Origin of the sequence: Chryseobacterium oncorhynchi, from assembly GCF_002899895.1 — a bacterium.
Taxonomy (GTDB): domain Bacteria; phylum Bacteroidota; class Bacteroidia; order Flavobacteriales; family Weeksellaceae; genus Chryseobacterium; species Chryseobacterium oncorhynchi.
Genome location: NZ_PPEI02000002.1, coordinates 835,876 through 862,584, shown reverse-complemented (window position 1 = coordinate 862,584; position 26,709 = coordinate 835,876). Strand labels below are relative to the sequence as shown.

General features: G+C 34.0%; 26 protein-coding genes and 1 tRNA gene. 16 read left to right on the top strand and 11 right to left on the bottom strand.

Annotation, left to right across the window (positions count from 1 at the left end; translation table 11 throughout):
- The first annotated feature begins 9 nt into the window (after nucleotides 1–9).
- The 12 genes from C1638_RS09500 (at nucleotide 10) to C1638_RS09440 (ending at nucleotide 14,116) form a co-directional block, all read left to right on the top strand.
- Nucleotides 10–1,821, top strand: coding sequence for a phospholipase effector Tle1 domain-containing protein (locus tag C1638_RS09500; RefSeq protein WP_109620340.1), 1,812 nt, complete (start codon nucleotides 10–12; stop codon nucleotides 1,819–1,821).
- A gap of 5 nt (nucleotides 1,822–1,826) precedes the next feature.
- On the top strand, nucleotides 1,827–2,528 hold the full coding sequence (locus C1638_RS09495) for a hypothetical protein (RefSeq protein WP_109620338.1): 702 nt from the start codon (nucleotides 1,827–1,829) through the stop codon (nucleotides 2,526–2,528).
- A complete protein-coding gene (locus C1638_RS09490) occupies nucleotides 2,516–3,940 on the top strand; it encodes a PAAR-like protein (protein ID WP_109620336.1) in 1,425 nt (474 codons plus the stop codon). Before C1638_RS09495 ends, C1638_RS09490 begins: the two co-directional genes overlap by 13 nt.
- A complete protein-coding gene (locus C1638_RS09485) occupies nucleotides 3,937–4,371 on the top strand; it encodes a hypothetical protein (RefSeq protein ID WP_076353625.1) in 435 nt (144 codons plus the stop codon). The genes C1638_RS09490 and C1638_RS09485 overlap by 4 nt, the downstream gene beginning before the upstream one ends.
- A gap of 27 nt (nucleotides 4,372–4,398) precedes the next feature.
- Nucleotides 4,399–5,238 carry a tetratricopeptide repeat protein gene (locus tag C1638_RS09480; protein WP_109620334.1) on the top strand — a complete coding sequence of 280 codons (840 nt, stop codon included), beginning with the start codon at nucleotides 4,399–4,401 and terminating at the stop codon, nucleotides 5,236–5,238.
- A 376-nt stretch (nucleotides 5,239–5,614) separates the two neighbouring features.
- Nucleotides 5,615–6,619 (top strand): hypothetical protein, encoded by a 1,005-nt coding sequence (locus C1638_RS09475; RefSeq protein WP_109620332.1) that lies wholly within the window; start codon nucleotides 5,615–5,617, stop codon nucleotides 6,617–6,619.
- A gap of 399 nt (nucleotides 6,620–7,018) precedes the next feature.
- On the top strand, nucleotides 7,019–7,477 hold the full coding sequence (locus tag C1638_RS09470) for a hypothetical protein (RefSeq protein ID WP_109620330.1): 459 nt from the start codon (nucleotides 7,019–7,021) through the stop codon (nucleotides 7,475–7,477).
- A 261-nt stretch (nucleotides 7,478–7,738) separates the two neighbouring features.
- Nucleotides 7,739–9,316 (top strand): helix-turn-helix domain-containing protein, encoded by a 1,578-nt coding sequence (locus tag C1638_RS09465; protein WP_165826517.1) that lies wholly within the window; start codon nucleotides 7,739–7,741, stop codon nucleotides 9,314–9,316.
- Between the two features lie 514 nt (nucleotides 9,317–9,830).
- Complete coding sequence (locus tag C1638_RS09460) at nucleotides 9,831–12,173, top strand: phage tail-like protein (protein ID WP_109620326.1); 2,343 nt, start codon at nucleotides 9,831–9,833, stop codon at nucleotides 12,171–12,173.
- A 34-nt stretch (nucleotides 12,174–12,207) separates the two neighbouring features.
- On the top strand, nucleotides 12,208–12,741 hold the full coding sequence (locus tag C1638_RS09455) for a phage tail-like protein (RefSeq protein ID WP_109620324.1): 534 nt from the start codon (nucleotides 12,208–12,210) through the stop codon (nucleotides 12,739–12,741).
- Nucleotides 12,742–13,376: 635 nt separating this feature from the next.
- Nucleotides 13,377–13,811, top strand: coding sequence for a transposase (locus tag C1638_RS09445; RefSeq protein ID WP_109620320.1), 435 nt, complete (start codon nucleotides 13,377–13,379; stop codon nucleotides 13,809–13,811).
- Entirely contained in the window at nucleotides 13,781–14,116 is a 336-nt protein-coding gene (locus C1638_RS09440) for a transposase (RefSeq protein WP_109620319.1), read from the top strand. The genes C1638_RS09445 and C1638_RS09440 overlap by 31 nt, the downstream gene beginning before the upstream one ends.
- A 121-nt stretch (nucleotides 14,117–14,237) precedes the next feature.
- On the opposite strand, the gene C1638_RS09435 is transcribed toward C1638_RS09440, so the two are convergent.
- Nucleotides 14,238–14,317, bottom strand: a tRNA-Leu gene (locus C1638_RS09435).
- A 94-nt stretch (nucleotides 14,318–14,411) separates the two neighbouring features.
- Entirely contained in the window at nucleotides 14,412–15,179 is a 768-nt protein-coding gene (locus C1638_RS09430) for an MBL fold metallo-hydrolase (RefSeq protein WP_109620661.1), read from the bottom strand.
- A 54-nt stretch (nucleotides 15,180–15,233) separates the two neighbouring features.
- Between C1638_RS09430 and C1638_RS09425 the strand changes: the two genes are divergently transcribed.
- Nucleotides 15,234–16,661 carry a nicotinate-nucleotide adenylyltransferase gene (locus C1638_RS09425; protein ID WP_109620317.1) on the top strand — a complete coding sequence of 476 codons (1,428 nt, stop codon included), beginning with the start codon at nucleotides 15,234–15,236 and terminating at the stop codon, nucleotides 16,659–16,661.
- Between the two features lie 14 nt (nucleotides 16,662–16,675).
- Nucleotides 16,676–17,125, top strand: coding sequence for an XrtF-associated fRMsr-like GAF protein (locus tag C1638_RS09420; protein WP_076353643.1), 450 nt, complete (start codon nucleotides 16,676–16,678; stop codon nucleotides 17,123–17,125).
- Between the two features lie 61 nt (nucleotides 17,126–17,186).
- Here C1638_RS09420 and C1638_RS09415 read toward each other — a convergent pair whose 3' ends face one another.
- The 7 genes from C1638_RS09415 to C1638_RS09400 all read right to left on the bottom strand — a co-directional run bounded on the left by C1638_RS09415 (nucleotide 17,187) and on the right by C1638_RS09400 (nucleotide 21,475).
- Nucleotides 17,187–17,654 (bottom strand): cupin domain-containing protein, encoded by a 468-nt coding sequence (locus C1638_RS09415; RefSeq protein WP_109620315.1) that lies wholly within the window; start codon nucleotides 17,652–17,654, stop codon nucleotides 17,187–17,189.
- Nucleotides 17,655–17,695: 41 nt separating this feature from the next.
- Nucleotides 17,696–18,436 carry an ABC transporter substrate-binding protein gene (locus C1638_RS09410; RefSeq protein WP_109620312.1) on the bottom strand — a complete coding sequence of 247 codons (741 nt, stop codon included), beginning with the start codon at nucleotides 18,434–18,436 and terminating at the stop codon, nucleotides 17,696–17,698.
- Nucleotides 18,437–18,462: 26 nt separating this feature from the next.
- The gene (gene mgtE, locus C1638_RS09405; RefSeq protein WP_076353649.1) at nucleotides 18,463–19,785 is read right to left on the bottom strand and encodes a magnesium transporter; all 1,323 of its coding nucleotides are present in this window, start codon (nucleotides 19,783–19,785) and stop codon (nucleotides 18,463–18,465) included.
- Nucleotides 19,786–19,941: 156 nt separating this feature from the next.
- Entirely contained in the window at nucleotides 19,942–20,115 is a 174-nt protein-coding gene (locus C1638_RS22315) for a hypothetical protein (protein ID WP_165826516.1), read from the bottom strand.
- Between the two features lie 37 nt (nucleotides 20,116–20,152).
- Nucleotides 20,153–20,296: a bacteriocin-like protein gene (locus C1638_RS22835; protein ID WP_423775437.1), complete on the bottom strand. Its 144-nt coding sequence runs from the start codon at nucleotides 20,294–20,296 to the stop codon at nucleotides 20,153–20,155.
- 157 nt (nucleotides 20,297–20,453) lie between these two features.
- On the bottom strand, nucleotides 20,454–20,606 hold the full coding sequence (locus C1638_RS22310) for a bacteriocin-like protein (RefSeq protein ID WP_165826515.1): 153 nt from the start codon (nucleotides 20,604–20,606) through the stop codon (nucleotides 20,454–20,456).
- A gap of 320 nt (nucleotides 20,607–20,926) precedes the next feature.
- Entirely contained in the window at nucleotides 20,927–21,475 is a 549-nt protein-coding gene (locus tag C1638_RS09400; RefSeq protein ID WP_109620310.1) for a pyruvate decarboxylase, read from the bottom strand.
- 173 nt (nucleotides 21,476–21,648) lie between these two features.
- Between C1638_RS09400 and rpsO the strand changes: the two genes are divergently transcribed.
- Nucleotides 21,649–21,918 carry a 30S ribosomal protein S15 gene (rpsO, locus tag C1638_RS09395; protein ID WP_045494446.1) on the top strand — a complete coding sequence of 90 codons (270 nt, stop codon included), beginning with the start codon at nucleotides 21,649–21,651 and terminating at the stop codon, nucleotides 21,916–21,918.
- A gap of 98 nt (nucleotides 21,919–22,016) precedes the next feature.
- On the opposite strand, the gene C1638_RS09390 is transcribed toward rpsO, so the two are convergent.
- Nucleotides 22,017–22,376 carry a DUF4260 domain-containing protein gene (locus C1638_RS09390; RefSeq protein ID WP_109620308.1) on the bottom strand — a complete coding sequence of 120 codons (360 nt, stop codon included), beginning with the start codon at nucleotides 22,374–22,376 and terminating at the stop codon, nucleotides 22,017–22,019.
- Between the two features lie 128 nt (nucleotides 22,377–22,504).
- Nucleotides 22,505–23,926: a sugar MFS transporter gene (locus tag C1638_RS09385; protein WP_228428098.1), complete on the bottom strand. Its 1,422-nt coding sequence runs from the start codon at nucleotides 23,924–23,926 to the stop codon at nucleotides 22,505–22,507.
- A gap of 444 nt (nucleotides 23,927–24,370) precedes the next feature.
- On the opposite strand from C1638_RS09385, the gene C1638_RS09380 reads away from it, so the two are divergent.
- Nucleotides 24,371–26,638, top strand: coding sequence for a polyribonucleotide nucleotidyltransferase (locus C1638_RS09380; protein ID WP_109620305.1), 2,268 nt, complete (start codon nucleotides 24,371–24,373; stop codon nucleotides 26,636–26,638).
- Nucleotides 26,639–26,709 lie beyond the last annotated feature (71 nt).

Sequence of the window (26,709 nt, the reverse complement as noted above, 5' to 3'; positions counted from 1 at the left end):
ACAAATAGTATGGGAAAGACTTTTGTATATAACACAGGTAATGCAGAACCTCCTATAGATGAATTCCATTTGGAAATAGGAGTCTTTTTCGATGGTACTTTAAATAATCTAAAGAATACTGAGCTACGGGAGAGCTACAGAGATGGAAAAAATAAAATAGAAAGTACAGACTCTGTAGAAGTAATAGAAGCCAAAGAAAAAGCCATAAAAGCAACAAGAGAAAAGCAGGAAAAAGAATTTGAAAATTTGGATGATAAAGATAATTCCGAATATGCTCAGTATCTCAGGTCCAGTCACAGAGGATGGCTGGATAGTCAGGGTGTAGATAATAGTTTTAGTAACGATCATACCAATGTAGCCCGTATGTACAAAAGCTGTGAGCAGAAAAAATACGGAGTCTACGTAGAGGGAATTGGTACCCTGAATAATAATAGAGATGTGGATGACGGATTTCAATACGGATCCGGCAAATCAGGAGTAAGGGGTAAGGTAAGAATCGGCTGTGAGCAGGTTGCAGATAGAATTAAAGACCTTTTGCTGGAAGTAAATACTAAGAAGAAATTAACAAAAATCATAATAGATACATTTGGTTTTAGCCGTGGTGCCGCTGCTGCAAGAAACTTTGCCTACGAGATCAATGGAAACAAAAGAACACAAGATATTGAGATCAAAAAATCAAGAAAAGTAGTTGGATATAGAGAAAGTGGATCCTATGGAAATGATGCATTGGTTGCAGAATATGAAGATACCTGGCTGGATAAAGATAAAATAGAAGTAGATCCAAAATATCTTATAGATGGGAAGCTTCCTAAATTCGGTTTTTTAGGATACTATCTTTTAAGCAAAAAAATAGTATCCGTTAAGCAGTTGGATGATTTGGATCTGGAAGTTCGTTTCATAGGAGTATACGATACCGTTTCCTCTTATGAAGAATTTGGCGATATGGGTACAATGGAAAGAGTAGGTTATAGAGGAATATTACATGCTTCCATAGGATCTCAATTCAATTTTGCAGATGACGTAGAGCAGTTACAACTCAGAAATCCCGGACCATTCCGTAAAGCAGTTCACTTTACTGCAGAGAATGAACATCGTGAAAATTTTTCATTAACAACATTCACCGCAAAAGGAGTAAAAGATCCAAAAGATAATCCTCATGTTATTGAAAAAGAATTTCCGGGTGTTCATTGTGACATTGGAGGAGCTTATGAAAACGGAACAGAAACCGTAGACGAAATAGAAACCTCCAACCATAAACCACTTTGGGCATTGAAAAATCGCAGACAACAGCTTATTGATGAACATTGGTTCAAGGATCCGCAGCTTACGATTAATAATACAGCCCTTAATATTTTAACATTTGGAAGTGCATATCGGAAAATAACAGGAATCCGGTTTTTACGAAAAGAATACAGTTATATTCCACTTCATTTTATGGAGAAGCACGGAAAAGAAATATATGATCATCAGTTGGTTTCAAAAACAGAAAGCAGTTATTCAATAACCCACGATGACAATTTGGTTGCGGCAAAAAATAGATTGAAACAATATGTTTTTGACGGTGGAGAACCATGGACATTTGTTAGTGATGAACAACTTAAAAAAGAAAAAGAAAGAATAGTTGCTAATGAGCCTGTTCAGCATCCTACAACCACCATTGAGAACGGAGAAAAGATTACGAATATCCCTAGAGTGAACATTCATGTAGACAGATGGCAGGATTTATTAAGAACTTTAAGAAACGGATATCTTCACTGGTCAGCTAACAGAGACTGGATGGGAATGGATCCGAATAGTGATTACAAAAGAAAGGTATATTAAGAAAGATGTCAAATATATTGCAGAATCTTCATCAGAAAACATTTCGGTTGGAAACCATTGTCACAGAGCAGAAAAATCCATTCTATTCCATTAAGAAAAGCTATGCAAGAGAAGTTGAGGTTTATTATTATGGAAAAGTAAAAGATGAACATGACTTTCAGATTTTAGTTACTGATTTTATTTTTTCTGAGGAAGAGGGTACAATGGATAAGTTTTTAAAAAAGATCAGTTATTTATTTGATGAAATAGAATGTAAAGTAGATGCAGAGGGAAATATTACTTCGGTAGATAATTTGCTTTTTTTGAGAGTAAGATGGGGTAAGATTCAGGCAGATTTGTCTGAAACACATCAAGGAGAAGCTGTAGACCGTTATTTCAGTCAGATCAGCAGTTTATTGGAAGATGAAATGAAGTTAATTGATTTTCTGGGAAGCTATACCATGTTTGGACTGCTTTTCAATGGCTTATTAGAATCATTTGATGCGAAAAGAAAAAGAGAATCTTCCGATGGGTTTACAGAAATTATGACACCCGTAAAAGACGGCGATAAAATGATTTTAAAGATCTCCGCTGAAAATCTGGAACAGACAAATACTGAAGATTTCAAGGGATTATTTGTATGCATAGGAGATCATTTTGAAGAAGGATTTATAGAAATAAAAAAAGACAATTTCCATTTAAAACATTCATTATTATGGGTAGGTTAGATAACGATGGAGGAGGAGGTGCTCCGGCAACTCAGAATCCAAGTACAACGCAGGACAATGACCAGATGAAAGCGGATAACAGGCAGAAGATGGATGATAAGCGTGCTGAAGACGAAAGAAAAGACAAAGCCGAAGCTGGTTTGAAAGTCGTGATAGATACAGCAACCCTAGAGTGTACACAATGTACCAATCCCAAGGGAATAATGGTCGTGAATTATGATACCCCCACGATACAGGAAAAGAAAACCGCTACTGTAAAGGAAAAAGGTCCTAAAAGCTTGGTTTTTACAGGAAACTGCCTTAAAAGCCCTTATGCTAAACTCCCTTGTGCTACGGTAATGAATTTAGGAGAGTGGAAAGGGGTAGGAACTTACCAGTCTCAGGAACAACTTGTCCTGTTACAGCAAAGTACGATCCCCTGCAAATACGGAAAAGTTGATATTAAAATTACAGACAGCGGACAAATTCATCAGCCGGAAAGTATTGAAGCTAAAGGAGCACCGGTGCCGGAACAGAAAGAAAAACAAACATGTGGAATTCAGTATAGAAAGGATGTTACTTGCGTAAAATATGGATCGGCTTATGGACCGTTGTATAGTGGTTCCTTAAAATTGGGATCTTATAAGAATTGGAGCACAATCGTTTCTTCCGGAAAGGTAAGTGTAGAGGAAAAAGAAATTATTTTGGCAATGTCAGAGAACGAAGGAAATATGGATGCTATACAATCTTATGACAGTGAAGCTTTAACTGTCGGAGCAATGCAGAAAACATTGACTACGGATGGATATGGAGAGTTGCCTATACAAATGTGGGAATTTAAACAGGATTACCCGGATAAATTTAAAGAGCTTTTTGAGAATTGTGGTTGGAAAGTAAAAGAAATAGAAATTCCTCAAAAAAATAAAAAAGTTATTAAGAAATATCAAGCATATTATAATGATACGACAGGAAGTGCTTTAAAAACTTTGATCAGAAAAGGGTTTGACGCGAAAACAAATAAGAAGAATGTAGTTTGTGCACCTATAGAGCCTTTTATTAATGCTTGTAAAGATGTAGATTTTCAAGGAAAGCAAATTGTCGACTTTATTAAAAGATTACATAGTGCTATTAATAAAAAACCTACAGGATATACAAACAGCATCAAGGATTTTGTAAAATCAAAGCTTGGAAAAGCTACGGTATTGGATCATGATGTGAATAGACCAGGACATGTTTCAAATTGTTTTAGAGATGCCCTTAATCAATTTTTCGCTGCCAATAAAAAGGTATCAAAAGACCCTGAAGATTGGAAAGAAAATCATGCAACTTACGAAAAGGATATTTTAGAGATTTATGGTCCACTTCGTGGGAGAAAACCTTATACAATGACTTCTGCAAGTGATAGATACACAAAATTAAAATCAAAATTATGAGAAAAGCTATTATTATATTTTTATTGTTATTTACCACTACTATTTTGGCTCAAACGAAAAATAAGTTACCACTCATTCCTTTAGTGAAAAGTTGTAAGCTAAGTTTTAGTGAGTATAACGAAGAATTTAAACTGTATAAAAAGCCTTTTATTTTAAAAGGTGGTAAGAAATATAAAATACAAGGATATGATAACGAGAATTATTCAGGCGGCCAGATCTTAAGCATGTCTCCTAATAAAAAATACATTGTACTGGATTATATATCAAAAGGATATGTAGATGATGGCGTAAATAAAACTTTACATGAGAATTATTTATGTGTGATTGTTGACATTACGAAAAGAAAAGTGGTGACTGAACTACAAGGAGATTGTGGAGGAAGCTGGAATAAACAAAATAGATGGGTTAATGATGGTAAAATTATTTTTTAATTGTCTGGTCTTAAAATAAAGAATTAAATGAAAGTCCTGAATATAATCTGCTTATTTTCTTTGAGCTTCCTATCAGCTCAATCCAATTATTATGATTTGGATAATGATAATCTTCAGGATGAGGTTGTATTGGAAAATGGTTTGGTAACAGTTCATTTCGGAAATAAAAAGTCAGGAAGTTTCGAATTACCCGAAATTACAGCCCTTAGTAACACAAGTCTTGGCTATACAAATCCCTCGGAACTCACCATCTATTATGGAGGAGACCGTGGATTGTATGGAGCATTAAATATTTTGTATAAAAAAGACTGGTACATAAAAAATATTAACTTCTATAATCCCTGCCAGGAATGTGAAGATCAGAATTTTAAGATTCTGACAAAAAGTATTAACCTCTCTGTTAAAGATGTAAATTCAGAAAAGTTGGAGATTGATTCTAAAGGATTTAAATCACTAACATTTTTTGATAATCAGGGAATAGTCAAACCTTATAAAGACCTTAAAAAGCTTTATACAGATTTATCTGTTTATCTTTTGCTTGCCAATCGTTTTAATGAAGCAGTATTACTGGATTTTAAAAAGAAATTTACTTTATCACAACGCAATCTGGATGATTACAATAACATAGCATTTGCTCTTTCCAAAAATGGAAATCAGAAAGCCGGTATTGAGCTTTTGAAACAGATTATTACCAAATTCCCTGATAGAACCGTTGCTTATCTTAACCTTGCAGACAGCTATTGGAATATAGGTGAAAAAGATAAGGCAATAAATTACTATAAGGAATATCTTACTTTAATGAAAACTCAAAAAAAAGATCTTAAAAAGATTCCCAGATATGTTCATTCAAGAATAGAATCAAAATAATATATTTTCTAATGGTAAACTCTCTTTCCTATATTATTGATCTCATTAAAAAAGATAAAGTAATAATAGTACTTTCTCTTATTTTGATAAGTCCTTTTTTCAATGCGCAGGAAGTGAAATTTTGGAATAAAACATTAAAACCGTCGTTACAAGAGATTGATAAATTAAAATAAAACTTCAACTATTTGTATATCAGTTAAATAATAAACTCTACTTTACTTTAGACCCAAATCGGTAATTGCAATCCATATGGTGAAAAATAATTATAAATGCATTTTATTAAAGAATGATAAAAAAAGAAAATAAAATAACATAACATCTAATCATTAATAGCCTGTTTAAAGGAAATAAGTCTATTTTTGTGAAAAATTTATTTATGATAAAAAATTATTTTATAGGATTATGTATTGTAATATTAGCAAGTTGTTCAGCTACAAATGATGATAATATACAAAATTTTGGCGAATCAAAGAATTTAGACCTATCGACTGAAAGTTTCAGAGGCGATGTTGGAGTCACTATTGACGATGAGTTGCCATCAAATGGAATATATTTCCTACGCACAGCTTCGCAAAATCCAATTTATGGATTTTACAGTAGTCATACTAATAAGCATTTGTATTCTCATTTTTCCATTGCAAATATGCTACCCAGGACCCAACCTGGTGAATATTATTATTTTCTTGAAAGATTTCTAGGTTCAGCAAGTGGAAAAGGTAAAGAAATTACTGCTTGGTTTAATGTTAATAATGAGGACTTACTACTAACAACCACTCCGGAAGAACTTGATGGGCAAAATGGTTGGAGAAAAGACGATGATCTAGGGAAAAGTTATAATGGAGATGAGCCAGGAAGCTTTCCAATATATAGATACTATAGACAAAAAACAAGTTCCCATTTTTACACAAGAGATAGAAATGAGTTAGGGGATGGTAAGTTTGGATTTGTTTATGAGGGTATTGCATTCTACTTAAAAAACGAAACAACCGAACAAGAACTTCGCCAGGTTCATGACGGGCTACTCATGAAAGATAAAACTACAGGTTATTTATATATCATTATTGAAGGTAGAATAAGGATTTTAGAAACCATGGAGGTTGCTAATAGAGTATTTGGTGTTAAAGATGGTAACTATTACCCTGAAGTAAATATAGATGAATTAATTGGACCAAGGGGAAAAATAGTAAATGCTGGCGCTAAGCTAATTGAAGATACAAGGACTGGTAAAATATACTTTTTAGACAATGGTCTACTAAGATATATTCCAGATCCTAAAACATTACGTGTATATATGCTTAATGAAAAAGCTATTGAAAAAATTAACGGCGTAGTAGGGTTTACAGGCCCCGATCTTACTGTAAAGTTTCCTTATGTTAAATAATTAATAATAAAGCCACCCGTTAAGGTGGCTTTTTTATTTTAGCGAGTTCTTTAACTGATAAATTTACGGTTGAATTACTGAGCTTCCTACAAAAAAGTGGACAAATTTCCTTAGCGCCTATGCTACGATATTAAATTTGTTAATAATAAATTGATGAAATGACAAGATACACTAAAGATGAAAAAGCAGGATTTCTTTTTCAAACTGTTGATTTCTGGAGGGAGAATATTTTCAGTTAACTGTTCTATTTGTTATTTTATCATTTTGTATTATATTATCATTTCCTTTTGGAATTGATAATAAACTTTAAAATGGTAACAGAAATAGCTTTACGAAAGTTATATAAATCTGCATAAATTTGGAAGTTACAAGCAACCCTAACAGACAACTGAGAATACAATGATATTTCCATTTTCAATAAAATATTCAGCACGACTTAGCAACAATTTTTCTATTGGTAGAAACAAAGAAGCCCTTGAATTTATTGAAGCCTTTATAACGAAAAAAACAGGTGTTGACATAGTTATTGAAAACGACAAGTTGACGTTTAAATCTAAATTTTTCAAATGGGGCAGATTGAATACTAATATTCTTGTTCCTATTGAAAAAGGAGTTTTTAATATTGTTGACAAAGGAGAAAAAACTATATTGACATATGAGTTTTATATGTATCATCTATTTATAGCAGTGACCATTATGTCCGTGTTTATGGCGACAGTTTCTCAAGAGGTTTGGTTTGGAATATTTTGCTTCTTATGGTCAGGCGGAATGAGCTGGTTGATTGCAATAATTAGACACAAGATGATGCTGAATGAAATCGCAAACAAAATTGACAATCTAGTTAACAACCTAAAGTAATTAATTTATATAGCCCAATCTCAAAAAACGACTATTTAATTGTTTGGGATAAAGCATTTATTGAGTGTAAAACCGTAGAAAGAGTTAATCAATTAACGAAACAACCTTCTCATTTAAAAATTTTAGTCTTTAGAGATTCAATAGTAATCCTATAACTTCTAATGTTGATTGGTCTTAAAAACAAATACTCACCAATGAAAAAATATTAACTAAATTAGTCTCAAAATATATATTCATTCTTTTTTATAATTGATGTGGGGTATGAAACTAACATGTAAGGCTAAATATAAAATGATAAGATTTTTATTTAGTTTTGGCTCTCTTTTCCTGTTTATACAAGTCTCTTCTCAGGCTAAGATTGATGTAAATAAGAGAAAATTATTCTATCAACACTACGATGATAAATCATATAATCCGGATAAACTGTTGGCAAGAGCAAAAAACATGCTTAAATACGCACAGAATGATTATGAAAAAGCCCTTGCTTACTCTAATTTGGGCGATTGCTTGTATGGACAAGGAAATTATGTGGAATCTGTAAAAATTTTGCAAAAAGCAGATTCTCTTATAAAGAAAACCGACTCTACCCAAAATCGAATAACGATATTATATGCACTTATAAATTCATACCGAAGAGCTGGACTAATAGTAGAATCTGAGGAAACGTGGGAATTGGTAAAAGAGCTTGATAAGGAATCAAGCCCATTTATTAAGACTGCAAATTTATTATATACTCAGGCAAAAATTTTTGATATTGATGACAATTTTTGTAAAGCAGCAGATAGCAGAAAAAAATATATTCATCATATCAGAAAAATACCAAGCACAGAGTATAAGAATATGTTTGATTTTGCAATGCTGGCGCAATTGTGTTATGAACAAATTAGATGTGGTAGAATTGATGAAGCTAAAGAAACTTTAGAAAAAACTGAAATTACTCTCAAAAGAATTAAAGATAAATCTCCTATAAATTTATATGAGTTTTATTTATTGGACAAAGCTCTTATTAATGTCAAAGATAATAATTTGTCCGAGGCGAGAAAAAACTTCGACTTGGCTTATTCTCAGCCTAATATAGACAGAATTGTTATCAAAGAAATTCTAATGAATAGATTACAAGCCAATATAGATACACCCACAGAGCAATTAAAATTTTCGAAAATCATTTCTGATATTACCAATTCTCAAATTACAGTTACAAAGAATCTAACAATAGAAGAAACCACTAAAGATAAAAACAGCATAAAAGAAAAAAAAGAAAATATAAAGCTAAATCTGATCATTTTTATTTTTATTATCATTGTATTAATCATCTGTGTTATTTTCATTTTTAGAGCAAAAAATAAAAAAATAAAATCAAGATATCAAAAAATCATTAAGGAGCTTGAAAATCCACTTTCAGAGTCTACTATTTTTTCAGAATCCCAAACAAGTGCAAGTGATTCCTCAAAGGAAAAAATCTTAATAAGCGAGGAGACAGAAAGAGAAATTCTAAAAAAGCTGGACGCTTTTGAAAAGAAGAGACTTTATACAACGAAAGGAATTTCTGCTGCACAAATGTCTGTAATGCTCAAAACAAATACGAAATATCTTAATTACATTATAAAAAAATATAGGAATTCGGATTTTTACAACTACATCAATACCCAACGGATTAATTATATTGTGAAAGAACTTCACGATAATCCTCATTTACTACAATATAAGATTTCTGTATTAGCTGATATGTGTGGCTACAATTCTCATAGCCAATTTGGAAGTATTTTTAAATCAATTAAGAATATTTCTCCCAGCCAGTATATTAGTTTTTTAACTGAGGAACAGAAAAATAAATCTTAAGTTCAGTAGAAATTTTTTTTAATCAAAATATCTATACCATCATTTTCAGTTTTTGCTGTTTAAGTGATGGCTTTGTCATGTTATTTTTTATCTCTTTCCAATTACAAATTTTAAGTTGATGCTAAATTATGAGCATCCTCGTGATTCTAGCTGTTCCAAAATTCTAAATTTTCAATGATACTTTAAAAAAGCTATTATACAATTTAAGGCTATTGATTTTTAGTGTTTTATGATGAGGTTGAACTATCTCAATTCCTGCTGCTTTATAGTGTTTTTGTTTTTATTCTCTAATATCAATACTAGTTTTGCCTCGTGAAATTTTATAAGAAACGCAAATTTTGTATTGTATAACATCGCCATATCCCAACTAGGAATAGGATCGAATATCTATTCAAAAAAAAGGACGTTTCCAATGAAAAAAAAGATTAAACATACTTTTCGCACGCCTTAATAATACCACTTTAAAAACACTAATTAATATACAATAGAAATCAAAAAAATACAACTTTAGGGAATGAAAAAACACATTTACGGACTAATTATTTTCTGTCTTTTTGGTAAAAACATAAAGGCCCAAAACGGATATATTTATGTTCACAAAAAGGCTATAAGTGAAGTGGCTTCGCTCAATTTTAATTTTAATTTAACTGATTCCGGAGGCAATTCTGTTGCCAATTTTACCCTTAATGATAAACCAGAGGGATTTAACTCATTTGATATAGGAAATAGTCATAATGCAGGAGAAGGACAGTTATGGACTGTTGTCAATAATAATAGTAATGCACAAGAAGTACATACTGTTGCCGGAACAATTTATACGAGGCCGGTGGGTAGCTCTAATTGGCTTGGAACCTCAATTACTAATGCAAAATCTGTAGATGGAATAGGGCAGAATACTGCTGTATATTCCGATGCATCTGGTAATGTGGGATTGTATAATAATGGAAGTTCTATTGTTATTTGGTCACCCGCTTCCCATTCTAATGTAGGAATTGTAGATGTTGCTTCTGGTGGGCCTACAGGAATTATAGCCGTAGTGGGTGATAATGGAATGATCTACAAATACACAGGAGATGGAACTAATGACTCATGGATTGTATTTTCTAAAGTAACGAATAACGGGACTAGTCTTCCATTTCGATTAGATGTACATCCAGGTACAGGAGATGTTGTTTTTATAAAGAACAAAGGTGATGGGAATATTTACAGAATATCCTCTGCGGATCCCTCTTCAGCAGTTCCGGTTCTCGTTACCAATGCACCTTCAGGTAATGCCCCAGACAATGCACGTGATATTGCCGTTAGTAATAATGATAATGTGTATGCAAATTATGGTGTAACGATCTCTCGGTATGCCAATGGATCATGGACTACAAACCCAAAGTCAAGAAATTTATATGGTCTTACGGCAGGGGTTAGTGATCAGGTTTGGTCTATTAATAAAAATAACTCCAACCTTATTCAGCATACTATTTATACTAGAACATCAACAGGGGATTGGCTAGATGATGAAAGAGTAAGAACCAGTACAAATGGTAATTCTATCATGATTCCAGTTCCGGCAGGAGTTTACAACCTTTCTGAGATAGTTCCGTCGGGATGGAATAATAGTGATATCAAATTATATGATCCTACTAATAACAGTTCTGCAAATTTGGCGAGTTCCACCTCTACAATAAATGTTTCTGCCAATGAAGTGGTTAATATAGTTTATAGTAATGTTTTAGAAAATCCCATAGTAACCCCTGCTGTTTGTGCTACAAACTATATTTTAACTTTTGGGCAAGGTGCTTCTACCTATGGAAATGCGGCACAAGGATTTACTTCATATCATTATTTTGCTAACGGACAAGTGGCTGATGGCTATTATACTTTAGCTAAAACAAGTGCCGGATGGTTTGCTGGTGGACCGGTGCCGCCTTTATTAAATCATACTCCTAATGATCCTAACGGCTATTTTGCGCTTTTCAATGCTTCATATGCAACGGATGACTTCTTTAGGCAAACAGTTACAGGTTTATCCGTAGGTACAAAGTATGAATTTGCCTTCTGGGTTGCAGATCTAGGCCCGTCATTCTCCATACGTCCAAATGTTACAATGGGAATAGTAGATCCTAATAATGGAACTTTATTGGCTTCTATTAATACAGGAGATATCTCATCTACTATCTGGAAGAGATATAGCTTTACGTTTACTGCAACTTCTACAACCGGAGAGATATTTTTAAAGAATAACTCAGTTGGAGGTGATGGGAATGATATTGCCATTGATGATATCACCTTTGCACCGGCTCCTCCGGACATACCCAACGTTGAAATGACAGGCGGGTTGACAACTATATGCAGCAATATGAGTAATAACCCTACACAATACCAGTTTACAAATTCTCTGGCAGGAGGAGTTTGGAGCTCAGATAATCCCGGCTTAATTACAATTAACCCTAATACAGGACTTGCTTCAGCCGTTTATGGGGCCTCTGGAACTGCGGAAATTATTTATAATCATACTAATGCAAGTGGCTGTGTAAGCGAATCAAAATTAGTCGTAAATGTAGGGAATTGCTCTTGCTATAATCCGGTTACAAATACAAATGCGGGTATAGATACAAAATTTGGTATAACCCTACAACAAAGGGCTGGCGCCGATAATGGAAATTGGCCAATGGTCCGAAAATCAGCATATGCTGTTTTAGAATCCAATACCAAAGGTTTTGTGATTTCGAGGATTCCAACCACTGGGTTATCTGCAATCACAACCCCACAAGAGGGAATGATGGTATATGATACTACAGCAAAATGCTTGAAAATATATAGCGATGGAACCTGGAAATGTTTTTCTACCCCGTCTTGTCCGTAATTATTATTCCTCTTTTAAATTTAAACCATTAGACATGAAAAAAATTATAACGCTAAGTGCAATATTTCTATATAAAATGTTTTTTGCTCAAGTAATTTTTGGTGATGCAATAGGAACGGCAGCTAATAAAACTTCCGTTTTGCTAGAATTTGCAAACACAAATAATAAAGGTATTATCCTGCCTTACGTAAAAAGTCTGCCTAGTGCAGCTACTCCTGGAACACTCCTGCTGGATGCTTCCAACTCTTCAAAAGCAAGAATTAAATATTATAACGGGGCTTGGCAGGATCTAAGTGGAAAAGACGGTAACATGGGAACGGTTCTTACTCAACAAACAAATGATATCGAAAATACTAATGCAAAAGTTATTATTGGATCTAATACCAGTTCTGCAGATGGAGTATTAATATTGGAATCTGTAACAAAAGCAATGATTATACCTATTGTAAGCGATGTTAATAATATCCCCAGTCCCTCACCTGGAATGATGGTGTATATTAATAAAATTGGTGCTAAAAGATTAGCTTTTTTTAATGGCTCTGTTTGGTCTTTCTGGGCACCAAATTAAGCGATTATTCAATTAATATCACTGTTGTTGCTATTAAACAACAGTGATAAATAAAAATTAATTGCCTTCTTATTTTCCTCAAAATAAAAAAACACAACTTCAATATATATAGTAAATAAAGAAGGCAACATTTTTAATATCCTCCCAAAAACCTTATAGAATTTTCATGAAATTTAATAACTATAGCCATGCACGAACATTTTTAATAATAAATTGTTTTCTGCTCATTGTTACTTTTCTATATCTGTTTTTTTTAATTGTTTTTTATAATATTTCAGAAATACTATTAATGATCATTTCTCTTACATTGATCATAATCTGGTTAATTAATAATTTGATTTTTACTAATAAAATTGAAATTGATAGCACGAGTGAAGTCCTTAGTATTATTATTTCTCATCCTTTCATGAAAAAGCACATCCATAACTCAAAGATGCTTACAGAATTTCCAAAACAAAGACTTGTTAAATACAAAATAAAGAGGACACTATTTAAAACAAATCTTAAAATATCATTTAGACGAGGAGAAATGTACAAATCTAGTTTCCATAACCAATCATTCAAATTTTATAGATTAAATAATGCTCAGCAGTTATGTTTAGAAAGTGAATTAACAAAAATTATAAATCAGAACAATGAGTTTATATAAAGAAATACATATAGGGAACCTGATTAAAATAAGGGTCAATGAAGCGGATATAGATATTTTAAGAATTTGTAATTTTTTCAGCTTAAATGCTGTGGAAATTGAAAATATGTACGATCAACCCTCTTTAGATTCAGAAATTCTTCTTAGATGGTCTAAGCTTCTTGAATACGACTTTTTCAGACTATATTCCCAGCATCTTATATTATATTCTCCACCGGCTTCCCTTAAGCAAACAGAGATATCTGGTAAAAAGTATTCATTACCCGTATTCAAGAAAAATATTTACACAAAAGAAGTTATAGATTTTCTCGTAGAGCTTGTAGAGTCCGGAGATAAAACTATAAAACAGGTAATAGAAGACTATAGAATTCCCAAAAGCACTTTACATAAATGGATAGACAAATACAGAAAAAAATATTGAAACCTGATTACAAACGAATCTATAATGATTTGATTGATAGGAAGTATCCTGAGAAAAAAATAGAATTCAAATCTATGCTGGAAAAGAAAACATTGTCTACTCTGGATATTATTAAATTAAACCAAAGAATATTTGGCGAAAAAGAAGATTTTATTTTGAATCAGAAACATCGGTCATATGATAAAACAGCCATTTTAGAAATTCTCGATTACCAAAAAATAAATAAATTGAATAATAAACAATTAGCATTAAAATTCAATATGAGCCGTAATACCATTGGAAAATGGAAAAAAATATTTTTATGAATTAATATTAACTTTTTCAGTTCAGATTTAATTAAATCTCTAAAGAATTGAAATTTTAGAATAGAAGATTATCCTAAAAAGCAAAAACCTCTGAAAATCAAATGATTTCAGAGGTTTTTTGTACCCAGGACCGGGATCGAACCGGTACTCCTAAGAACTGGTGTTTGAGACCAGCGCGTCTACCAATTCCGCCACCTGGGCTTGATGTTTACTCCAAACGTTACTGTTTGTTTCAAATTGGTGTGCAAATATAGGAACTTTTTTCAATGTTCAAAAGCTTTTCGAAGAATTTTTTTTAAAAAATTATTTCCAAACCATCGTAGGCAAGGTGCATTCCGGATGGAAGCTGCTTATCTTCAATATCATGCAATCCCAAATGATGACTGATGTGGGTTAAAAATAATTTCTTAGGTTTTAGCTCCTCAAACAACTTGATAACATCAGGAAGGATAAAATGGGCAGGATGTGGATCAAATTTTCTAATACAGTTTAAAATTAAGACGTCCAGATTCTTTAGTTTTTCCTTTTCCGTATCAGAAATAAAACCGGCATCTGTAATGTAGGCAAGCTTTTTAAACTTATACCCAAACACAGAAATTTTATAATGAATCACTTCAATAGGGGTAATCTCTGTATCCAAAACATGAAACGGCTTGTTTTCAATTTCGTGAAGTTCAAATGCTGGTGCTCCAGGATATCTTACATCTGCAAAAGCGTAGGGAAAACGATTTTTTATTTCATAGGCAACCCTCGAATAACAGTAGAGTGGTACATCTTTCCCACTTTTAAAAATAAGCGGACGCATATCATCAAGACCAATTACATGATCATTATGCTCATGCGTAATGAGTGCAATGTCTACGTTATGTTCATGATTAGTAAGCATTTGTTGCCGGAAATCGGGGCCGCAATCTATGAGTATTTTTTTATTTTCCTCCGTAGTCACCATCACGGAAGAACGCAAGCGCTTATCCTTTGGATTTTCGGAAATACACACCTCACAGGTGCAGCCTATAACGGGCACACCTTGCGAAGTACCAGTTCCTAAAAATTTCAACTTCATTTTGTTTTGAGGTTGGTTTAATTTTGGTAAATTTACAAAAAATTTCATGTCCTAATGTATCAGAAACTAACTCCTAAACAAAAAGCATTAACAATTAATCTAGATCCTACTATTTATGGTACTTTCGCAGAAATTGGAGCAGGGCAGGAGACTGTTCGTCACTTTTTTAGAGCAGGGGGGGCTTCCGGTACGATTGCTAAGGCAATGTCTGCCTACGACAAGGATTTTAGTGACGCCATCTACGGAAAGGAAGTAAAAAACAGGTATGTTACCCAAAACAGACTTCGTAAAATGCTTCGCTATGAAGTAGCATTGATCGAGGAAAGAATTTCAAGGGATAACAATCCTGATAGAAAGTTCTTTTCCTATGCTAACACTGTAACTACCATCAATTTTGATAAGACAGTAAGAGGTCACGGTTGGGTAGGGATTCGTTTTCAAACAAAGGAAAATGAGGATTACAATGAGATTGTAATTCACGTAAAATTCAAAGAAAATGATGCTACCTTACAACAGGAAACCTTAGGGAATCTGGGTGTAAACCTTATTTTCGGAGCTTTCAATTACTTTGACAATCCAAGAACATTAGTAGAATCTTTATACGATGATGTAGCCAAAGACAATCTTGAAATTGATATGATTGATTTCAGTGGTCCTGCTTTCGAATATGTAGACAATAGATTAATGTCTCTTCAGTTGGTGAAAAACGGAATGACGGATGCGGTGATCTTCAACTCTCAAGGGAGTAACATGCTTCCTGCAGATGTGTTGTACAAAAAAAATATTTTTGCAGTAAGAGGAAGTTTCAGGCCCGTTACCAAGGTAAATATTGACATGCTTAGAAATGGGATGGATATGTTCTTTAAAGACGCCATCTGTACCCATGAAGAGACAGAAGTCCTTATTGAAATTACTATTTCCAACCTTAGGGCAGATGGGGATATTGATGAAAGGGATTTCCTGGATAGAGTAGATATTTTAGGAAAACTAGGATATACTGTTATTATTTCAAACTTCTCAGAATATTACAGACTTATCGATTATTTTGCATCTTATACAAGTGGAGATATCGGGGTAGCAATGGGGGTAAATAACCTATTGATGGTATTCGACGAGAAATATTATAAAAACCTTTCAGGAGGAATCCTTGAAGCATTTGGTAAGTTTTTCCGAAACGGAATGAGGGTGTATCTATATCCTTATAAAGATCCGGAAACACACCAGTTATTAGACTCTTCAAATCTTAAAGTAGAAGAAAACCTTAAGGAGTTATACAAATATTTCAAACGTAACAACCGTATTGTAGATATTACCAATCATAACCCTGAGTTTTTGGAAATTTACTCACGAGAAATATTGAGAAAAATAGCATGTTGTGTTAAAGGTTGGGAAACTCAGGTTCCGGATGGGGTTGCCGAAATGATCAAAGAGCGTGGAATGTTCGGATATAAAGACGAACTTCCTTTAAAACAATTCTCTTAAAAAAAATTAAAACAATGTCAGAATTAAAGAAAAGACTTTCCTCTATTCTTGAAAGTCCTAAGCACAATACAGAAGAGAAACTTGAAAAAGTTTGTCATTTATTGGATCAGGAAATTTCTTATTTCAACTGGACCGGTTTCTATTTTAAAAATGGAGATAAGGATGAATTAATCCTAGGCCCTTACGTAGGAGCACCTACAGATCATACCATTATTCCTTATGGAAAAGGTATCTGCGGGCAGGTTGCTGTTTCCAATGAGACATTTGTAGTACCTGATGTACATGAAGAAAGCAACTACTTAAGCTGTTCAATTGATACAAAGGCTGAAATTGTAGTTCCAATCTTTAAAGATGGAAAAAACATCGGTCAGATTGATATTGATTCTCATACGGTAGATCCTTTTACCAATGAAGATCGTGAGCTTTTGGAATGGCTTTGTAATGAAGTTTCCAAGATTTTATAATTGAAATTCAATAAGAATAAATAAACAGACTCCAGCTTTTTTAGTTGGAGTTTTTTATGTCTTATGGATTATTGGTGGTAATGACAAACATGATTAGAGGTTCATCTCCTGTATTTTCAATAGAATGATAACCAATAGAGCTGATAGCCGTAATATCACCTTTTTGAAGCTCTTTTTTGCGTACTGGTCCTTCTGTTCCGGTTCTCTCGCGATATTCTCCGGTTCCATGTACTACAACATACAATTCTTCTTCATTCCTTGCATTGTGAGTATGAAAGCCAGATTCGTCACCTTTATTCAGTAAAACCATATAAGCGGCCAAACGATTATTGGCTAGTTCTTCCTGATCAAACATTTGTATCATATGTACAGTTCCGTTTCCACCATACATATTTTCACGTTTATCAATGCGTGTGAAAGTTCGTTCTTCCTTTTCAAAGGCCATTACATAAAGGTTGATATATTTTGAAACTTCTCGTATAACGTGATCAAATTCAGTTCCTTCAGATAATATAATTGTATCAGACATATGGGGTAAATGTTTAATAGGTAAAGTTTGAGGGTAAAAAATCAACTTTGCTGCATCAGATGAATTTCAGCCAGTAATTCCTTGAAATAATTCTCACATTTTGCAATATGTGTTCCATACCAGGAAAATGCCTCACCATCTACAATCATAATCTTTTTATCAGGGTAAAAGGCTTGCAGTTCCTCAATATGTTTTTCTTTAAAGGGAAACGGTTCAGAAGAAAGCATGATCACATCAGCATTCGTCAGATCTTCAGTTTTGATTTCAGGATAACGGGTTTTGTCTTTAAAAATATTTTCAAAGCCTATTTCTGATAAAATTCTATTGATAAACGTATCTGCACCAATGGTCATATAAGGATTTTTCCAGATAAGATAGGCTGCTTTTACAGGAGTTTCAAGTTTCGATTGAAGAAGAATATCGTAGATTTTAAGATTGAATAATTGTGCTCTGTCTTCCTTTCCTAAAAGCTTTCCAAGATTTTTGAGAAGATAATAATTGTCCTCAATGGTTTCAACATTGGTTACTGTAACCTTAAAGTCATCCATTAAAGCTTCCACCTGCTCCTTGATATTTTCTTCTTTATTGGCGAGAATCAAATCAGGTTGTAAAGCTTTTATCTTATCAATATTAATGTTTTTGGTCCCTCCGATTACAGGTACATTCTTTACCTTGTCTTGAGGGTGAATACAGAATTTTGTCCTGCCTACCACTTCATTTTCGGTCAGTCCTAAGTCAAATAGAGCCTCAGTAATAGAGGGTACAAGTGAAACGATTTTCATATTGGCATTTTAGAAGATGCCTAAAATTACAAAAGTTTTCCGGTTAAGAAAAGTCCGGCTACCGTAAAATAAATGATAAGTCCCGTAACGTCTACTAAAGTTGCCACAAAAGGAGCAGAAGATGTAGCGGGATCCAGGTTTAATTTCTTTAAAACAAACGGAATCATAGAACCTGATAAAGTTCCCCACAACACAATGGCAATAAGAGAAACTGAAACACTTAATCCCACATAAACCCAGTACTGTCCATAATCAAAAAGTCCTATTTGCTGCCAAAGCATAATTCTGACAAATCCAATAGTTCCCAGAATAAGCCCAAGGCATATTCCTGAGATAATTTCCTTTCGCATTACATACCACCAGTCTTTCAATCCGATTTCCTGAAGAGCCATAGCACGGATAATTAGCGTTGCAGCCTGTGATCCTGAATTTCCTCCACTTGAAATAATCAAAGGAACAAATAAGGCCAGAACAACTGCCTTTTCAATTTCTTTATCAAAATATCCCATTGCAGAAGCAGTAAGCATTTCGGAAACAAATAAAATGATCAGCCACGTTGCTCTTTTTTTGATCATCTCTGTCCAGGAAGTTTGAATATAGGGAAGATCCAGGGCTTCCAACCCCCCGAATTTCTGAATATCCTCTGTATTTTGTTGTTCAATCTGGTCAAGAATATCATCTATTGTTACAATTCCTACCAAAACACCGGCCTCCGTAATAATAGGAAGAGCACCGCGGTCATACTTTTCAAAGTAAGTGACTGCATCCTCTTTTGAAGTTGTAGTAGTAATGGCTACAAAGTGATTATCCGTAATGTCAGAAACTAAAGTATCCTCTTCTTCCAATAGCAGTGTTCCAATCGCAAGGTCATCAATCAGACGGTTCCTTTCATCCACTACATACAGGTAATTCATGGTTTCTACCCTTTTTCCTACCTTTTTGATTTGCTGAAGACATCTCTTTACAGTCCATTCCTTACGAATCTGGATGTAATAAGGAGTCATCAGACGGGCAATAGAATCTGAATTATAACCTAATAGTTTTAGGGCAATTCTTCTTTCCTGCGGATTAAGATGATTGATAGAATACTTGATCAGTTCATCCGGAAAGTCCTCAAAAAGAGCAGTTCTATCATCAGGAGTCATGGCATTCAGGATCTCAGAAACCTCGTCGCTTCCGATACTTCTGATGGTATCTTCCTGAAAGTCTGGATCAAGATGGGAAAAAACCTCCGCTTTGTATTCTTTTGGAACCTTCAAAAACGCGAGAAGCCTCTCGTCAGCTGGAAGGTTGCTGAGAGTTTCGGCGATGTCGGCAGGATTAAAGATAAGTTCTTCTCTAGAATTCAAAACGTGAAATTTTTAGGATATGCAAAAATAATTCAAATTTTTAAGACTGAGCCATAAACTGGGAAATTTAAGGATTAATTAAAGTTTAAGGCATATAATAAAAGCAAAAAACACCCGCCGAAGCAGATGTTCAAAAATTAAATTTAAAAATATCCTTTAGTCAAGAATAGGTGGTTCACATTCTGTAATAGGAGAGGGAAGACAAAAGCCACCCGTACAGCATTCTCCCGAATTACACTGTGTGCTGTTTCTGCATTTTTTAATCTGAATACTTCCCTTAACCTCTTTCTGTTCCTTTCTGTTCAGTTTTTTGAAATTTGGATTTTTCATAGTTGTGGAGTTTATTCGTTAAAATAAAAACTGTTATTTAATCTTCCATGCAGGCATATTCCATGCAAACACCTTTGCAGCAGGCTCCATAAATGCATTCGTAATTTTCGGTACATCTTCTTGGACCGCTACCTTTAATCTGTTTTGTTGCTTCTCTACTGAGTTTCTTTAAATTTTTCATACAATTTAGATTTTAATGCATCACTAAAATAATAAATATTTTCATATTATTCATCAATTGGTGAAAATATTTTACTGATATTCAGTTTTTTATTGGGTTTTTCCGAAAAAAAAGACATCTGCTAGAAAACAGATGTCATGGTATATTTTGTGGAGCTTTATTCCAATGGGCAAGGATATAAAACGCATACGTTATGGCAACATGATCCGCCCGGACATTCAAAATGTTCAAAGCATCGCTTGATAATTCCGCTACCTTTAATCTCTTTTTGCTCTTGTCTACTGATTTTTTTAAGATTTGGATTTTTCATGTGATTTAGGTTTTAATGTTGAGCTAAAATAGTAAATATTTTTTAATTATTCCTTGTTTGGTGAAAATATTTAATTAACAATCAGTTGTTTGTAGCTTATTTTTTGCTTTATAATATAAAGCTGTTTGTAATGTAAGACGAATAATTATGAAGTATTTTAGATCTGATTAAAGATTAGCAGACCTGTCAATAGAGTATTGAGACTACAAGAGATATAGAAAATTTGTCCAGTGTAAATGGTTGAGACTTGACTTGTGAAGAAGATTGACCATTCACAAATTACTTTATAATAGAAAAAAATGAAGTATTAAATCCTGAAGTTACAGCTCGTTCTCTGTAGGTTTCATTTTTCGAAGCTTTTTTATAATCCCTTTTATGGCTCCGTCGGTTCCTATTTTTACAGAGTTTACTGTAGATCCCAATAAGCGCATGTTTTTACGATAGGTATCATAATCGGTTTCCGTCACTAGATTTCCGTCTGCACCAAAGAGCTTCATACTTACCACAACCTGATTGGAGAATACATATTTTCCAAAACCTACCTTGAAATAACGTACTTTAGAGACAATAGCAAAGTCTGCGTCATTATTAATACAGTAATCCACGATCGTTTTTTTATCAATGCTGTCAAAGGGAACCTGAACTTCAGCACGAAGCATTTTATTTCTTCTTCCACTGAAATTATCTGAAACGGCATCGAAAAATGCATTGTTGGTAGGCTCCTTTATTTCATCAAGATCGGGCTCTACCTCGGGATTGAAGTATAGAACTTTCTTTATTTTATCGTCAGCATTTTTCTGTGCTTTTACAGATGTAAAGCCAACTAATAAAAGAGTAGTAACTGCTGTAAAGAATATAATTTTTTTCATTTGTAATTCGAATGCAAAATTACTGCCTTTTCCTTGGATGACATAAAATTTATTAAGAAATTTTTAACATTTTTTTCTATCAATTTTGATTTATGAAATCAATAATGTTTGCAGAATCAAAAAATAGTCGTAATTTTGCACCCGTTACATAATAATCATTAAACAATATTGGAATGTACTTAACAACAGACAAAAAGCAGGAAATTTTCGCACAACATGGAAAATCTGCACAAGACACAGGAAGCGCAGAAGGACAAATCGCTCTTTTCACTTTCAGAATTAATCACTTATCTCAGCACTTAAAGGCTAACCGTCATGATTTCAACACAGAGAGATCTCTAGTGAAATTGGTAGGTAAGAGAAAAAGTTTACTAGATTACCTTAAAAAGAAAGATATCGCAAGATATAGAGCTATTATTGCTGCACTAGGTTTAAGAAAATAATCTATAAAGATTTTCAAAATAAAAGCAACTTCGAAAGAGGTTGCTTTTTTGTTTTATGTTAAACTTTAATGGGAGTTAATTAAGGCTTGTAATATCGCTTATTCAACCTTTTTTCCAATCTTTCCCAAATGGGTATTCTGAAAACTATCAGGATATTTCAGTCCATAGCCTAATATTCTATCAAAAGCGGAATGAGAGAATAAAATAGCCCCAATCATTTGTAAATAAGGCAGAGATAGGACTGTTCCGGCAATGTAAATAACAATGGCAACCCCCAAGTGATGAAAAAGATTGTAGCAAAATGCACCCACTTTATTATTAATGGTATATCCCAGCATGGAAATATCAGGAGCAAGAAAAAGCCCTGCAAACCACCACCAAGAGTATTCTGTGTGGGCAAAAGCAAATATTCCTAACAATAGAAATGCTGCATATTCAAGTTTTAGCTGGGTTTTCATCAATTTAGGTTTAAGGAATTTTATAAATAAGTAGTTTTTTTCAGAAGAAAGTTACATTTCAGTTTCTTTTAAAAAAGAAAGCGGGACATCTCCAGATATCCCGCTTCTATATAATTGATATAATTATTTTAATGTCCTGACTTAGATTCAGTATTTTCTACATGTCCAAGATATTTGGTACAGTAGGCTCCGAAAATTAAAATTACCAAATAGCAGAATACAGGAATGATAAATGAATGCTGTACTCCAAACTGATCGGCAAGATATCCCTGAAAAATAGGAACAATAGCACCTCCCAAAATGGCCATTACTACTAATGATGACCCTTGGCTGGTATATTTTCCTAATCCTGAGATTGCCAATGTATAGATATTGGAGAACATAATGGAGTTGAAAATTCCGATTCCTAAGATACTGTACATCGCCATTTCACCCTGATTTACCATTGCAGAGATCAATAATACAACATTGATGGCTGCGAAGATGGATAGTGTTCTAGCAGGGGCTGCCTTGCCAATGAAGAATGCGATGAAATTAAGAACGATAAATACAAGGAAAAAGCTGATTTGAGCAAAGCTAAGATTCACAATGCTGAAGATCACAAGAAATACAGCACCTGCTGCGCCTAGCATATAAATGGCTTTTTTCCCTTGACTTAATGATTGATTTAGAGAGATGGCTCCAAGAAAACGTCCAATCATTGCACCTCCCCAATAAAGAGAAAGATAATTTTTGCTGATAATTTCATCGAACCCCATGATTTGAGGTTGTTCAAGAAAGCTGATAATAAAGCTTCCTACTGCAACTTCTCCGCCTACGTAACAGAACATTGCAAAAACGCCAAATTTCAGATGACTATATTCTAAAGCTCCCCAACCTTTTACAATTTCTTCTTCTCCCGTTTGGAATGATGGAAGCTTTACTCTTGAAATTAATAAGGCGACCAATAAAAGGATTCCTGCAAAGATCAGGTAAGGGATTCTTGTTGCTACTGCACTGAATGATCCGTCCGGTGAGGAGAAAAATTCAAAGATTAAGTGACCTCCCAATACCGGAGCAATCGTTGTTCCGAATGCATTAAATGCTTGGGTCATATTTAAACGGCTGGATGCGGATTCTTCACTTCCCAATAAAGAAACATAAGCGTTGGCCGTAATTTGTAGAACTGTAAAGCCGAGTCCCAGTATAAACAAAGCTCCTAAAAACAATGGGTAATAAGAGAATGTAGCTGCCGGATAAAATAAAATACAGCCAAAAGCTGCCAGAAAAATCCCAAATAGAATTCCTTTTTTATAGCCTAATTTGTTAATAGGATCTCCTTTGGAAATAGAAATCATAAAATAGATCAGAGATCCGATGAAGTAAGCTCCGAAGAAACAGAACTGTACCAGCATAGATTCGAAAAAGGTAAGCTTGAAAAGTTGCTTCAGATAGGGGATCAGGATGTCATTCATGCATGTGATGAATCCCCACATAAAAAACAGCAGGGTGATGGTAATCAATGGAACCGTATAATTCCTGCTTTGTAGTTGTACTTCTTTATTATTCATAAACATTTATTTATCTGTGGTAAGGAGGTAATGTCCTTATCTTTTTTGCCTACAGCATTATTTTTTTTGAAGTAGGGCAAATATAGGTATCAGCCTATGTTTTTGCAATTATTTTAGCATTTTTTATAATGATATGTATACTTTTTGTTTAATGAAAATATTATTTCCATTTTTTGAGACAATAATACAAAAACAACAGGATTTTTCAATGTATTATCTTTAAAAAAATAGATTTTTATTTTCACAAATAATGAATAACTTCAGATTACCGATGAAAATTTTTGAATCTTTCATCTACTGATAGCCAATTTTTTGTATTTTAAAGGCCTATTAATGCAATCGAAAAATTTAATATATCATTATTATATAGTACCTTTGCACACGAAATTTAAAGAGTTTAAATATTAATTCATACTCAATACGGAGTATTAAGAAGACAAATTTATGAGTATACCTCAAGCGTTTACAGAGCTGATTACTCTTGCTGATGGCAGAGAAATCACTATTGAAACAGGGAAATTGGCAAAGCAGGCTGATGGATCTGTGGTAGTAAAAATGGGTGGAACAATGCTTTTAGCAACTGTTGTAGCCAATAAAGAAGCCAACCCAGGTGTAGATTTTTTACCATTAACAGTAGATTATAGAGAGAAATTCTATGCAGGTGGAAGAATCCCTGGAAACTTCTTCCGTAGAGAAGCAAGACCTTCTGATCAGGAGATTTTAACAATGCGTTTAGTAGATAGAGTACTACGTCCGCTTTTCCCTGAAGATTTCCATGCGGAAGTACAGGTGATGATTTCGTTAATTTCTTATGATGGAAAAACTATTCCTGATGATTTAGCAGGTTTAGCAGCTTCTGCAGCTATTGCTATTACTGATATTCCTTTCAACGGACCAATGTCTGAGGTAAGAGTAGTAAGATTTGACGGAAAACTTTCTGTTAACCCAAGTTACGAAGAATTGAAGAGTTCTGAGTTAGATATTATGGTTGGAGCTACTAAAGATTCAATTGTAATGGTAGAAGGGGAGATGAAAGAAATTTCTGAGCAGGAAATGTTGGAAGCTATTAATTTTGGTCATGCTGAAATTAAAAAGCAAATCGAAGCTCAGGAGAGATTAGCTGAAAAAGTAGGAAAGGCTTTCCCTAAGAGAGAATATTCTCACGAAAATCACGATGAAGAAATTCGTGAAAAAGTATGGAAAGAAACTTACGATAAAGTATATGAAGTAGCAAGAACTCCATCTGGTAAAGAAGAGAGAGGAGAAAAATTCAAAGCAGTTCGTGAAGAATTCCTTGCTCAATATGCAGATAATGCAGAAGAATTAGAAAGAGTAACTCCTTTCGTAAAAGTATATTATCATGATGTAGAGAAAGAAGCAATGCGTCAGATGATCTTGGAAGACAATATCCGTCTTGATGGTCGTGATCCTCAAACGATCCGTCCAATCTGGTCAGAAATTGATTACCTTCCTGGAGCTCACGGTTCTGCAGTGTTTACAAGAGGTGAAACTCAGTCTTTAACAGCTGTAACTTTAGGTTCTGTTAAGGATGCTAACATGGTAGATAGCGTAATCAGTCAGCACGACGAAAAATTCTTTTTACATTATAACTTCCCTCCATTCTCAACTGGTGAAGCAAGACCTTTAAGAGGAACTTCAAGAAGAGAGGTAGGACACGGTAACCTTGCTCAGAGAGCATTACAGGCAGTTATTCCTGAAGAAAATCCATACACTATCAGAATTGTTTCTGATATCTTAGAATCAAACGGTTCATCTTCAATGGCAACAGTTTGTGCAGGAACATTGGCACTAATGGATGCTGGGGTAAAGATTACAAAACCTGTTTCTGGTATTGCAATGGGATTGATCACTGATGCAAAATCAGGTAAATTCACAGTACTTTCTGATATCTTAGGAGATGAAGATCACCTTGGAGATATGGACTTCAAAGTAACAGGTACTGCAGATGGTATCACTGCTTGTCAGATGGATATCAAAATTCAGGGACTTTCTATGGATATCATGGAAAAAGCTTTGATGCAGGCTAGAGACGGAAGATTACACATCTTAAATAAAATCACTGAAACTATTTCTGAGCCAAGAGCAGATGTGAAGCCTCACGCTCCTAAAATGGTAGTAATGGAGATCTCTAAAGACTTCATTGGTGCTGTAATCGGACCTGGAGGAAAAATCATTCAGCAGATGCAGAAAGATACGGATACGGTTATTGCCATTGAAGAAATTGGTGAGATCGGACGTATCGAAATTGCAGGAACAGACAGAGAGAAAATTAATGCTGCTGTTGCTAAGATCAATGAAATTACTTTCGTACCGGTTGTAGGCGAAGTTTACAATGGTAAAGTAGTAAAAGTAATGGACTTTGGTGCTTTCGTTGCTATTGCTAAAGGAACAGAAGGGCTTCTTCACATTTCAGAAATTGAATGGGCTCGTTTAGACAAAGTTCCTTACGCTGAAGGGGATGAAGTAGAAGTTAAATTTATGGGTTATGATGATCGTAAGAAAATGAAACTTTCCCGTAAAGTTCTTTTACCAAGACCTCCAAGACCTGAAAGACCAGAAGGACAAGGAAGACCAGAGGGACAAGGAAGACCAGAAGGGCAAAGAAGACCTGAGGGACAAAGAAGACCAGAAGGACAGAAACCACAGGATGAAAGACCTGTAGAAAACCAAGAACCTTCTTCAGAAGCATAAGATTTATTCTTAGATATAAAAAATCCCTCAATTTTGAGGGATTTTTGTTTTTATTACTCTTATGCAAACCA